This window comes from Tianweitania populi (assembly GCF_014652875.1).
Lineage (GTDB): Bacteria > Pseudomonadota > Alphaproteobacteria > Rhizobiales > Rhizobiaceae > Tianweitania > Tianweitania populi.
This window is the reverse complement of record NZ_BMZQ01000001.1, coordinates 1,875,084-1,887,028: the sequence shown is the minus strand read 5'-3', so window position 1 is coordinate 1,887,028 and position 11,945 is coordinate 1,875,084. Positions and strand designations below refer to the sequence as shown.

9 protein-coding genes are annotated in these 11,945 nt (G+C 62.2%); 6 read left to right on the top strand and 3 right to left on the bottom strand.

Translation table 11 applies throughout. The annotated features are described in order from the left end of the window. Window positions 1-39 precede the first annotated feature (39 nt). The 3 genes from IE166_RS09145 to IE166_RS09135 are packed head-to-tail and all read left to right on the top strand — an operon-like array spanning window position 40 to window position 5,764. A complete protein-coding gene (locus tag IE166_RS09145; protein WP_189503114.1) occupies window positions 40-2,103 on the top strand; it encodes a type I secretion protein in 2,064 nt (687 codons plus the stop codon). A 19-nt stretch (window positions 2,104-2,122) separates the two neighbouring features. After that, the gene (locus tag IE166_RS09140; protein WP_244641374.1) at window positions 2,123-4,411 is read left to right on the top strand and encodes a type I secretion system permease/ATPase; all 2,289 of its coding nucleotides are present in this window, start codon (window positions 2,123-2,125) and stop codon (window positions 4,409-4,411) included. 18 nt (window positions 4,412-4,429) lie between these two features. Next, the gene (locus IE166_RS09135) at window positions 4,430-5,764 is read left to right on the top strand and encodes an HlyD family type I secretion periplasmic adaptor subunit (protein ID WP_189503113.1); all 1,335 of its coding nucleotides are present in this window, start codon (window positions 4,430-4,432) and stop codon (window positions 5,762-5,764) included. Window positions 5,765-5,811: 47 nt separating this feature from the next. Here the strand turns inward: IE166_RS09135 and IE166_RS09130 are convergent, their stop codons facing one another. Beyond that, on the bottom strand, window positions 5,812-6,678 hold the full coding sequence (locus IE166_RS09130; RefSeq protein WP_189503112.1) for an SDR family oxidoreductase: 867 nt from the start codon (window positions 6,676-6,678) through the stop codon (window positions 5,812-5,814). 164 nt (window positions 6,679-6,842) lie between these two features. On the opposite strand from IE166_RS09130, the gene IE166_RS09125 reads away from it, so the two are divergent. Next, window positions 6,843-7,160, top strand: a complete 318-nt coding sequence (locus IE166_RS09125; RefSeq protein ID WP_189503111.1) for a hypothetical protein — start codon at window positions 6,843-6,845, stop codon at window positions 7,158-7,160. A gap of 2 nt (window positions 7,161-7,162) precedes the next feature. Continuing rightward, window positions 7,163-7,420, top strand: a complete 258-nt coding sequence (locus IE166_RS09120; RefSeq protein WP_189503110.1) for a hypothetical protein — start codon at window positions 7,163-7,165, stop codon at window positions 7,418-7,420. 3 nt (window positions 7,421-7,423) lie between these two features. On the opposite strand, the gene IE166_RS09115 is transcribed toward IE166_RS09120, so the two are convergent. Continuing rightward, window positions 7,424-8,158 (bottom strand): IclR family transcriptional regulator, encoded by a 735-nt coding sequence (locus tag IE166_RS09115; RefSeq protein WP_189503109.1) that lies wholly within the window; start codon window positions 8,156-8,158, stop codon window positions 7,424-7,426. A 243-nt stretch (window positions 8,159-8,401) separates the two neighbouring features. Between IE166_RS09115 and IE166_RS09110 the strand changes: the two genes are divergently transcribed. Further along, window positions 8,402-10,399, top strand: a complete 1,998-nt coding sequence (locus tag IE166_RS09110) for a pyridoxamine 5'-phosphate oxidase family protein (RefSeq protein WP_189503108.1) — start codon at window positions 8,402-8,404, stop codon at window positions 10,397-10,399. 4 nt (window positions 10,400-10,403) lie between these two features. Here the strand turns inward: IE166_RS09110 and IE166_RS09105 are convergent, their stop codons facing one another. Further along, complete coding sequence (locus IE166_RS09105) at window positions 10,404-11,588, bottom strand: amidohydrolase (protein WP_456121122.1); 1,185 nt, start codon at window positions 11,586-11,588, stop codon at window positions 10,404-10,406. Between the last annotated feature and the right edge of the window lie 357 nt (window positions 11,589-11,945).

The window sequence follows — 11,945 nt, the reverse complement described above, 5'->3', positions numbered from 1 at the left end:
AAAATCGGCCGCAACGGCGTGCCGACGGAGGCTTGAGCCGTGTTTCTCGACAAGACAACCGAAGCCATCGCTCATTTCGTGGGCCTGTTCGACGTCACCACCGAGGCTGCGCGCCTGCGTAAATCCTTCAACGAATTTACGGCAAAGCAGCAGCACGACCGCGACCCGTCGCATGCCGACAGCCATCCGGTTTCCCTCAATGCCGCGCTCGATCTCGAGGATTTCGATCCCGGCGTTTTGTACCTTCCGCAGCCGTCTCAACTGGTTCGCGTCGTGCATGACACGACGGTGACCTATCGGCCGCTTCCGACAAAGTCGGCGCGCATTGCGGATCATGATGCTGAAGCAACGCGCTCGCTCCATGCCGCGCATGTATCGCGTAGCGGCCATGGGCAGCTCGACCCGCAAGGATCGATCGCAACCCTGATCCATCAGGAAGCGGTTCTGTCCGACGACGATTATGCGTCCGTCGGCAATCACGGCTTGATTTTCCATCAGATTGGCGATCCCGATGCGCAGCTGGCGCAGCTCGTGGATGCCGCGCACGATCTTTCCCCGCTTTGGGGCCTGGATGCCACCGGCGCGACGGACAACACGGCCGCGCTGGCCGACTTCATCGACAATGTCACCGTCATGCTGCGTGATTTCGCGGCGCATCACCAAAGCGTGGAGGCCGACGACTTCTCGCTGTTCGTGTCGAGCGATCCGCTCGGCCAAAGCTTCGTCAACGGCGTGGCGGTGACCGACGATCTTCCTAAGCTGGACGATTATCTCAAGACCAAGCCCGACGACGCCGACGACGATAATGCGCTTCCAAGCTCGATCCGCCTCGGTGGTGATACGCCTTCCACTGCGGCGAGTGCGACTGGCAGCACGGCCTATGGCGGTGCTCAGGCGGACTCGTCAGTCGACGCGTCGACCGGCGGCAACACGCTGGTGAATACTGCGCAAATTGCCAACCAATGGACGGCCGCGCATGTGATGGCCGCCGTTGGCGACTACCATCAGCTCGACGCGATCATCCAGATCAACGTGTTTGCCGATCAGGATGCGATCGGCTCGATGTTGCATGGGCTGAATGGGTGGCAGCTGGATAATAGCGATCCGACGCAGGCCTTCAACATCGCCATGTTCAAGCAAACGGATCTGGGGCCGCAGCATGCCGTCAATCTGCCTGCACCCGGTCAGTTTCCGTCGCAATGGGCCATCACGACGCTGCATGGCGACCTTACCATCATGGCCTGGGTCGAGCAGCTCGCCTTCATGAGCGACAGCGACATCGCGGTGTTGTCGTCGAGCGGATATAAGACCACCGTCACCACTGGTGACAACATGCAGTTGAACGATGTTTTCCTGCAGCAGATCGGCCACTTCTTCGACCTGATCATCGTCGGTGGAAGCATCTACGACGCCAACATTATCCACCAGATGAACGTTCTGCTCGACAACGATCTCGTCGGCGGCGTCGATGGTTTCCAGACCAACAGCCAGTTCCAGTTGTCGACGCAGGGCAACCTGCTTTGGAACCAGGCTACGATCCACAACATGCATGGCGCCGGCGTTGAAGCGCTGCCGAATGCCTATGGGCAAGCCGCCGCAAACTTTGCGGCTGGCAATGAGAGCCTGCCGGCCGGGGTCATGAACGACCCGATGTTTGCGGGCATGGCGGGTCTGCGCGTGCTTTACGTCACCGGCGATTTCCTCAACCTGAACTACATCAAGCAGACCAACATTCTCGGCGACAGCGACCAGATTGCCTTGGCGATGGATCAGGCGAAGGCCGATGCCAACGCCCACTGGACCGTGTCGACCGGCAACAACCAGGTCATCAATCTCGCCGGGATCACCGACGTCGATTATTCCGGCAAGATCTATGCCGGCGGTCATACCTATTCCGACGCCATGCTGGTGCAGGCCGAGCTTGTGTCGAGCAAACCCAGCTTCGGCTTGGCTGATCCCGACCATCTGGTGAACGAGGCAGTTGCCTTTTTGCAGGACAACGCCGTCACGTCACCGTCCGATCACTGGAATGACAGTTTCGCCAAGCCGACGATCGCCGACCATCACGGCGCGGTCGATCCCATGCACAGCATGCTGAGTTAGGTCAAAGGTAAGAACACACATGGTCGACCGGGGGGATTTCCAGCCGTTCCGCGAGGAGCCGGCGGATGAGGCGTCGCAGGACGATACGCATGCCAGACCGAGCACTGCATCCAAGCCGCTGGCACAGATGCTGCGCGGCCCGAGTGAAGCGATCGACAAGACCTTGTCCAATCTCGACACGATGCTGGGCGAGCTGTTCGATCAGGAAATGCTGCAGCGCGCCGGCGTGAAGCGCACGGTTGTCGTGCCTGAAGCCGCAAAGGCGCTGGCGCAAAGCCCGACGGTGCCGGCACCGGTCCCGACTCCCATTCCGGTTGTCCCGCCGGTCGCGCGCGTCGAGACGCCCCAGCCTTCAGCCAAACCTGCAGCGCAGCCGGAAAGCCGGGTTCTTCCCGAAGCACCGCAAGCGCCCGCCGCGCCGGAGATGAAGAGCGAAGCCAAGCCGTCGGGAATGGTGGTGCTGGAAGCCGATCGCGGCCCGGTGGAAGCGCCGAAGAAGGAGCCGTCGCAGGGCGGACGCGGGCCTTCAGACACCGGCAAGGGCGGTGGCGGCGGTGGTGGCGGCGGCGCGTTCCACAAGCGGCTCGGCCCTGTCGATTACTCCCATTCGCTGCAAGCCGGCATCAAGGCGGTGAAGCACAACCTGGCCATCGTGATGGTGTTCACGCTGGCCACCAATGTGCTGGTTCTGGCTATTCCCATCTATCTGTTCCAGATCTCCGACCGTGTCTTGTCCAGCCGTTCGATCGACACGCTGATCATGCTCACCACCGTGATCGTGGGCGCGGTGATCATGCAGTCGGTGCTCGATGCACTGCGCCGCTTCATCCTGATGCGCACGGCGGTGGAAGTCGCGGCACAGCTCGGCGCGCCGATCCTGAGTGCGGCGGCTCGCGCGTCCTTGCAAAGCAACGGGCGCGAATATCAGGTGCTGGGCGATCTGCAACAGCTGCGCTCGTTTCTGACTTCCGGCACGCTGCTTTCGCTGCTCGATGCACCGGTCGCGCCTGTCTTCCTGGTCGCGGTGTTTCTGGTGCATCCGCATCTCGGCTCGATCGTGATCCTGTCGTCCTTCCTGCTTTTGATCGTGGCGATCTTCAACCAGCGCGCCACGCATGCGCATTTTGCCGAAGCCAACGGGCATCTCGTGCGGTCGAACCTTCATCTCGACGCCATGTCGCGCAATTCGCAGATCATCAACGCACTGGCGATGATCCCGGAAACGGTGCGGCTGTGGGGCAGGGACACGGCGTCTTCGCTCAGCGCCCAGGTGGAAGCGCAGGATCGCAACATCGGCTTTGCCTCACTGTCGAAGGCGATCCGGCTTCTGACCCAGGTCTCGATGCTGGGCTGGGGCGCGTTCTTGTCGATCGAGGGCGAGCTGACCGGCGGCATGGTGATCGCGGCGTCGATCATCGCCGGTCGTGCGCTGGGCCCGATCGAAGGCGCGATCGAGGGCTGGCACCAGGTGGTGCAATCGCGCGCCAGCTATCAGCGCATCGCCACACTTCTGAAGACCTCGCCGATGAACTTTGAGCGCTTGAAGCTGCCGAACCCGGAAGGCCGGCTCGATGTCGAGCGCCTGCTTTTCGTTCCCAACGGCACCAAGCGCGTGGTGCTGAACGGCGTGACCTTCTCGCTCATGCCGGGCGACTCCCTTGCGATCATCGGCAATTCAGGTGCCGGCAAGACGACGCTCGGCAAGATGCTAGTCGGTTCCATCTTGCCGACTTCCGGCGCCGTGCGGCTCGATCTGATGGATCTCAGGAACTGGGACCAGCGCCAGTTCGGCGAGAATATCGGCTATCTGCCGCAGGACGTGCAGCTCTTTCCCGGCACGATCAAGGCCAATATCGGCCGCATGCGGGAAGATGCGAGCGACGCCGACATCTACGAGGCCGCCAAGCTTGCCGACGTGCATGAGCTGATCGCCTCGCTTCCACATGGTTATGAGACAGTGGTGACGGCCGATGGTTCGCCGCTGTCGGGCGGCCAGAAGCAGCGCATTGCACTGGCCCGCGCTTTCTTCGGATCGCCGAAGATGGTAATCCTGGATGAGCCGAACTCCAACCTCGACAGCTTCGGCGAACAGGCGCTGGCGCGTGCGCTCGACCATGCCAAGCAGAACAAGATCACGGTGGTGACAATCACGCAGCGGCCGGCACTGCTGCAAAGCGTCAACAAGGTGCTCGTGCTGGTCAACGGCACGGTGGTTCTGTTCGGTCCCCGGCAGGAGGTTCTGTCAGCGCTGGCAGCGCGCGGCATGAACCTCGAAGGCGGGCCTTTCTCCAACATTCAGATCGATTGAGCGCAAGGGGAAAGACGCATGACCGACCTAGCCACAGTTCACGGCGGCGAATGGTATGCGGAAGTGCCGCGCTCGATCCGCAAACACACGATCTTCGGCATGGTGCTGCTGGCCGTCATCCTCGGCGGCTTCAGCGCCTGGGGCTTTACCGCGCCGCTGGCTGCTGCCGTCATTTCGCAAGGCAGCTTCGTCGCCACCGGGCAGAACAAGATCGTGCAGCATCTCGAGGGCGGTATTATCGAGGAGATCCTGATCAACGAGGGCGATAAAGTTACCGCCGGCCAGCCCTTGATCCGGCTGGACAAGACGGCGGCGCAGGCCAACGGCCGCCAGCTTTATCTTCGCCGCGCGCGGCTGGAAGCGTTGGTGGCGCGGCTGCGGGCGCAGGTGCACCGCGCTCCATCGGTGACCTGGCCAGACCTTGTGCGCGGCGACGATGCCGATGCGGAGATCGGCGAGATCGTGGAAACGCAGCGGCTGAATTTCGAGGCCTGGACAGCCAAGCTCAACAGCGATGTCGGTTTGCTGGAGCAGAACATCGCCTCGCTCGATTTCCGCGGCCGTGGCTATGATCTGCAGCGCTCGGCCATGGAAAAGCAGCTCGCGCTCCTCAACGAGGAGTTCGAGGGCAAGCAGGTGCTGTTGAAGCAGGGATTGATGCGCGCCACCGAGATCAAGTCGATCCAGCGCGCCATTGCTGACTCGGAAGGGCAGATCGGCCGGCTGGTGGCGGAAATTTCCGAAACGGGCGCGCAGGTGGTCAAATCCCAGCAGCAGATCGAGCAGGTCAGCAACACCTATGTGCAGGCAGCGCTCGACGAGTTGCAGAAGGCCCAGAGCGAGTTGGACTCGATCCGCGAACAATCCCGCGAGGCCGACAGCGTGCTGCGCCGCTCCACCATCGACGCGCCGGTCGCGGGCACGATCATCCGGCTTTATTACCACACCGCCGGTGGCGTCATCGAAAGCGGCAAGGCAATCCTGGAGATCCTGCCGTCAGATGTGCCGCTGATCATCGAAACGCAGGTGCCGCGCAATCAGATCGACAATGTGAAGGTCGGCCAGCATGCAACGGTGCGGCTTGTGGCGCTTAGCGCGCGCACGACCCCGGTGCTGAATGGCGAGGTCGTTTATGTTTCAGCGGACTCACTATCCAGCACGCCGAACGGTGCCAAGGAAGTCTATCTCGCCCGCGTGACCCTGTCGCCCGACGAGATCGCGCGCGTGCATGGCTTCCACCCCACACCCGGCATGCCCGCCGAAATTTTGATCCAGACGGCGGAGCGCACCTTCTTCGATTACCTGACCAAGCCGGTGCGCGACAGCATGGCCCGCGCCTTCATGGAGCGCTGAGTCCCCAGACCGGCCCGGTTCAAGCCGCCGGTCCAGACCCGTCGTTTTTACATCGGGCGACCGCCGGTCACCGGAATGATGGCGCCCGTTGTATAGCTGGCATCGTCGGAGGCCAGATAGACATAGGCTGCGGCCAGCTCTGCCGGATGGCCTGCGCGCTTCATCGGCGTGTTGGAGCCGAACTTCTCCACCTTTTCCGGCGGCATGGTGGAAGGGATCAGCGGCGTCCAGATCGGACCGGGAGCCACGCCGTTCACCCGGATGCCCTTTTCGGCCACCATCTGCGCCAGGCCTTGGGTGAAGTTGTAGATCGCGCCCTTGGTGGTCGCATAAGCGAGCAGGCCGGGCGAGGGGTCTTCGGACTGGATCGAGGTCGTGTTGATGATCGACGCACCGTCATTCAGATGCGGAATCGCGGCCTTCGACAGGAAGAACTGGCTGTAGATGTTGGTGCGGAAGGTCTTGTCCCATTCTTCCGTGGTGAGATCGGCAATGTCGTCGATCGTCGCCTGATGCGCGGCATTGTTGACGAGGATGTCGAGCCGGCCGAACTCGTCCACCGCGCGCTGGATGATCGCCTTGCAGTGGCTTTCTTCCGAAATGTCGCCCGGCACCAGGATCGCCTTTCGGCCGGCCTCTTCAACCAGCTTCGCGGTGTCCTGCGCATCCTTGTCTTCGCTGAGATAGGAGATCAGCACATCGGCCCCTTCACGCGCAAAGGCGATCGCCACGGCGCGGCCGATACCGGAGTCACCGCCGGTGATGATGGCCGCACGGCCTTCCAGCTTGCCGCTGCCCTTGTAGCTATCCTCACCATGGTTCGGGCGGGGATCCATCTTGTCGGTTTCGCCGGGCATGGATTGTTGCTGGCTAGGATGCGGCGCCTTGAGTTCGGGATAGCGAGTGTTGGACATGTCATTCTCCAGGATGAGATCGGTTGTTGCGTGTTCGGGGTGGGGTGCAAGGACAACTGAAGCGCTGCGGTGTTGTTCCAACCCAGCCGCGCGCGTTCCGGCAGGTATGATGGGAACCATCCTGGTCTTTTGCGCCTTCTTGCCCACAGACAACGGAGGCAAGCATGTCCGACACCAGCACCACCACCATCACCGGCACTTTTGCCACCCGTCGCGAAGCCGAAATCGCGGTCGAGCACTTGGTTCAGGAATATGGGCTAGACCGTTCCGACATCTTCATCGAGCCGCAGTCATCTGAAAACAGCGCCGGAACGAAAGCTTCGGGCGGCGATGTGGCCGAAGGCGAGCCGCAGGCCGATTCCGCGGAAGATGCGGCGTTGAACGGCGCGCTTTTGGTGTCCGTCGATATCAGCCTGGACACGCTGGACGATGCCGAAGCGGCGTTTCGCGAGGCGGGTGCAACCAACGTCTCACGGAAATAAACATGTCCGAGCTCACATCGTTTGAACTTGAGGGCTCGCTGAACGGTCAGCGCGAGGTTCTCACGCTGATCCTGACGCATCTGCTGCGCAATCCCGACGAAGCCTTGACCAAGGCTCTGGAAGAGCGCCTCGCGCCCTCCAACCAGCAGGAAGATCCCGGCGCCGTGCCGCAAGCCGCCTTTGCGGTGGAAGCCGCGCGCGCACGCGAGATCAAGCGCATGGTGGACGACGCGAAAGCGCGGGTTCGCAGCGGCGAGTAGTTGTCAGCCAATCAGCTGATTGGCGACAAGCTCCTGCTTCATGAGCTTCGCAATTTCCGACTGGCGTGACAGGCAGCGCGAGGTCGGTCCCGCCACCACGACGGACAGCTTGCGCTGGTTCAGCTCGATCGGCAGTGCCACGCCGGCGAGGTCCGGAATATATTCCGAATTGCTGCAGTGGTAACCGCGCTGGCCCGCTTCCTTCAGCTCCGCTTCCACGGCCTCCGCGCTCATCGGCGTGCTGGTGGAAAAATCCTTAAAGGTGATCCGCCGGTAGATTGCGTCGCGTTCGCGCTGGCTGCATTGCACCAGGATCGCGCGTCCAGCTGAGCTGGCATGTATGGGCACGCGCGTGCCGGCCTGCGCGAAATAGCGGATTGGCTGCTGCGATTCACACACATGCACGAAGATCACGTAAGCGCCGGCGGCCTGACCAACGGCTGTGGTTTCGCCGGTCTTCGCTTGAATTGCGGCAATTGCCTCCACGAGAGATGCGGGAAGGGGATCGGCCGCGGCAATTTCCTTCACCGTACTCATCCAGCGCGAGCTCGGATAATAGCCGCCGCGCTGGCGCGGTTCGTAGAGATAGCCCTTCTCGGCCAAAGTCGCGACGAGGTTGAAGGTGCTCGAGCGCGGCCATCCCAGACTGTCGGAAATTTCCGCCATGGTCGCCGGCTGTTTGTGGCGAGCGAAATACTCCAGCAGTTCGAGGACGTTCGCTGCCTGTTTTACCAGCATGCGCGTTCAACCAGAATTGGCCGCAGAGCCACGGTCATGAAGCCTTCCCTTCCGCCTCCAAGAACCAAGGCCGCCATCTCCCCTTACCATCGAACCGGCCACCAGATCGGCGGACACATCCCTTGCTGCCGCAGCTTCGAGCGGCGAACAAGGATAATCTGCAATTCATCCACTTGCGCTCGGAATTTAGATGGTGGAATTTTGCCTCGTCTTTCAGACCATCCGCTTTGTGGGATTGTGACCATGGACGACCGTGCGCGCCAGTTCATCGCCCATTCCACGCTGCTCTTCATTGCGTCGCGCAATGCGGCCGGTGCGATGGACGTGTCGCCGCGCGGCGGTCAGCCCAACGTGGTCACTTTGCGCGAAGACGGAGCGATCCTTTTGCCGGATTACCTCGGCAACCGTCGCCTGGACACGATCGGCAATGTTCTCGCCAATCCCTCTGTGGCGCTGTTGTTCATGAACCGGCGCTGCAACGACTATCTGCGTGTTGCGGCGCGTGCCGAGATTTCCCAGGCCCCGGATGATCTCGCTTTATTCCCGGCGGATGAAAACCCGCCGCTCAGCGTCATGGTGCTGACGCCGACAAGCTGGAACTGGGTGCACAGCGACGTGTTCGGCGATGCCGGCTTCTGGATCGATCCCGCCTTGCGCAAGCCGCCGCTCGATCTCGGCGGCGTTTATGGGCAGGAAGGGCAATGGCAGGCAGCCGGCGGGCGCGTGTTCGTTCGGCGGGATGCGGCCGGCGAAACCGAGCTGCAGCGCTCCGGCATCCGCGAGCATTACGGCAAGCCGAGCACACTGGTTCAGCAGAAGGTGTACCAAGCAGCCGGCCCAGGCTTCATGCCCTTTATCGATCAAGCGCCGTTCATCGTGCTGGCGCGCGAAGATGAAAACGGCGCGATCACGGTCGAGCTTGCCGGCGGAACCCCACTGCGGCGCGATCCTGCGACCAATCAGGACGCTTTCCTTCTTGAAATCCGCCACGCTGAAGCCGGCGATGCCGCCTGGACGCATTCCGGTGAATGCGCATTGCTGGCGGCCGAACCTGGCCGCTGCGAAAACATCAGGCTGAACGGCACTTATCGCGCTGTGGCGGGCGACTCCGAAGGGCCGCACCAGATCAGCGTTTTGCCGGAAGAAATCTACTTCCACTGCTCGGCCGCCTTTTCCCGCTCGCGGATCTGGACCGATGCGCGGCCGTCGGCATGGACCGGCCTACGCGCGTTTCGTTGTGTCGGGCGCAAGCAGGAAAATGCGGATGTCGTGTCCTTCCTATTCGAGCCCGAGGACCAAGCGCCCGTCGGACCGATCGCGCCCGGCCAATATGTGACGCTGGCGCTTCCCGGGGATGACGTGCAGCCGCCGCGCCGGCGCTGTTACTCGGTCTCCGCAACGCCCACGCCGCGAACCCTGCGCCTGTCCGTGCGTCGCATCGGCGCCGGGGGCGTGTCGGATCTGCTTCATCACACGATCCAGCCCGGCAGCGACGTTCTGCTTGGTGCTCCGGGCGGCCAGTTCATCCTGAACAGCCAGGCGGCGCGCCCGGTTGTGCTTGTGGGTGCCGGCGTCGGCATCACGCCGCTGTTGCCGATGGCGCAGGCGCTTGCCGCGGCACCCGACGGGCGCGAAGTCTGGTTCGTTCATGCCGCGCGCAGCAGCAAGCATCACCTTTTTGCCGACGAGGTCGTGCGGGTCATCGAGCAGGCCGGCGAAAGCTTCAAGCTTTTCACCGTGTATTCCCAGCCAGACGAGGGCGACGCCTTTCATCATCACGGCCGCCTTGATGCTGCAACGCTCGCCACCCTCGTGCCCGTCACCGAAGCCGACTTCTATATCTGCGGTCCCGACGCCTTCATGGATGCATTGAAGGCCGGCCTCGTGGCACTCGGCGCTGATCCCGCCAATATCAGGATGGAAGCCTTCGAAGCCAAGGCGATCGGGCTGGCTGGGTTGCTGGCGAGTCAGCACTCAACCGTGACGCCGTGCCAGGTGCAGTTTGCCCGGTCCGGCAAAACGGCCACCTGGCACCCGCATAAGGGCTCGCTGCTCGATCTCGCTTTGAGTGAAGATGTCGAGATCCAATATTCCTGCCGCAGCGGCGAATGCCAGTCTTGCGTGCAGAAGATCGTCAGCGGCATGACCGATTATCCGGCCGGCAACGAGCCCTTGCTGGCCTATGGCCAGGTTTTGCTATGCCAGGCGGTGCCGCGCGGCGATCTGGTGCTGGATTGCTGACGTTTCACGCCTGTTCCAGGCAGGCGGCCAGGGTTTCCGAGAACAGCCGGATGCCCATCGGGATCAGCTCGTCGCGAAAATCGTATTCCGGCGTATGAACGCGTGGCCAATCCGGCCCGGAACCCAGAAACACCATGGCCGATTTCGCCCCGCTGAGACCGAAGCGGCCAAAATCTTCGGAGCCATAGGACGGCACGGTCTGTTCCTCGTGGCTGATGCCGGCGCGTTCCATGCCGTTCAGAAGGATTTCCGTGGCGCTGGCGTCGTTCGTGCAGGCGAGAAAGACGTCGTCATAGTCGTATTCGTGCTTCAAACCGTAGCGTGCTGCCGCGTCGGCCACGAGCGCTTCCACCTTTGCCGTCAGCGCATTCATTTCCGCGTCGGCTACCGTGCGCAGCGTGGCGAAGATGCGCGCTTCGCCGGGAGCGATCCCGAAGACCGGTTCGCCCATGGATGCATGCGTTACCGTCACCATGGAAAAGTCCGGACCGAGCGGCTTGCCGCTGCCGCAGGCTTCGAGCGCGGGCATCAGTTCTGCAAGGGCCTTCATGGGCGAACGGCCGTCGCTTGGCCTTGACGCATGCGCGGTGCTTCCGGTCAGCTTGATCTTGATGCCGCTGGACGCGCAATTTGTGGCGCCGGCACCGAGCTTGCCGAAACCGAAGGCAACGTCAGGCGCATTGTGGAGCGAAAAGGCCCAGTCCGGCTTGATCTCATTGTAACGGGGATCGGCGATCACTGCTGCCGCGCCCGCGCCGTCTTCTTCCGCCGGCTGGAACATCAGGATGACGCGGCCGCTGGTTGGACGTGCCCGCGAAAGGATGCGCCCGAACCCCAGCAGGATCGTGGAATGTCCGTCATGGCCGCAAAGATGCGCCTTGCCCGGCACTGTCGAGCGATGGTCAATCTGGCCCAATTCCTGGATCGGCAGGGCATCGAGTTCGGAGCGGAACAGGATGGTCGGCCCGGGCTTGCCGCTGTCATAGATCGCGGCGACGCCATGGCCGCCCACATCCGTCAGCACCTTGTCCGGGCTGGTCGATACCAGCATGTCGCACACGCGCTTGGCGGTTTCGCGCTCTTCGCCGGAGATTTCCGGTGTGCGGTGAAGCTCGTGCCGGAATGCAGTGAGTTCGGCGAGATCTTGTTGCGTCGGCAGGGGAAAAGACAAGCGGTTCGTCATGGTCAGCGGCTCGCGAAAGTGTCGGGCAGGGCTTTGTGGTTCGTTCATAAGCGGCATTGCGCAAGCGGGCCGCTTCATGAAAACAGCTCTTCCCTAGCGGCATCAAGACGTGCATTCTTCCCGTCACCGACGCTCAGCTGCTGAAAAGCTGGTCACGTCGAAGAGTGTGCCTTTCGTGTTGACACTATTCAAGATCCTGATCTACAAATTCACATAAGGGAACAAAGGCGCCGCAAAAGTCGGCTTTGATGCAGCAGTGATCGGGTGTTGTTTGGCTGTTCAACAGAATAGCCAGACCATTCAGAAGACATGCTTATCGGGCTTTCTGGAAGAGCGCCTGCTAGCCTCGACTTCATAGAATAA

What these genes read in the sequence shown, in the direction of transcription:
- IE166_RS09120 (WP_189503110.1), top strand. Translation starts at nt 7,163, where the DNA reads ATGTCCGAGCTCACATCGTTTGAACTTGAGGGCTCGCTGAACGGTCAG.
- IE166_RS09140 (WP_244641374.1), top strand. Translation starts at nt 2,123, where the DNA reads ATGGTCGACCGGGGGGATTTCCAGCCGTTCCGCGAGGAGCCGGCGGAT.
- IE166_RS09115 (WP_189503109.1), bottom strand. Translation starts at nt 8,158, where the DNA reads ATGCTGGTAAAACAGGCAGCGAACGTCCTCGAACTGCTGGAGTATTTC.
- IE166_RS09130 (WP_189503112.1), bottom strand. Translation starts at nt 6,678, where the DNA reads ATGTCCAACACTCGCTATCCCGAACTCAAGGCGCCGCATCCTAGCCAG.
- IE166_RS09110 (WP_189503108.1), top strand. Translation starts at nt 8,402, where the DNA reads ATGGACGACCGTGCGCGCCAGTTCATCGCCCATTCCACGCTGCTCTTC.
- IE166_RS09125 (WP_189503111.1), top strand. Translation starts at nt 6,843, where the DNA reads ATGTCCGACACCAGCACCACCACCATCACCGGCACTTTTGCCACCCGT.
- IE166_RS09135 (WP_189503113.1), top strand. Translation starts at nt 4,430, where the DNA reads ATGACCGACCTAGCCACAGTTCACGGCGGCGAATGGTATGCGGAAGTG.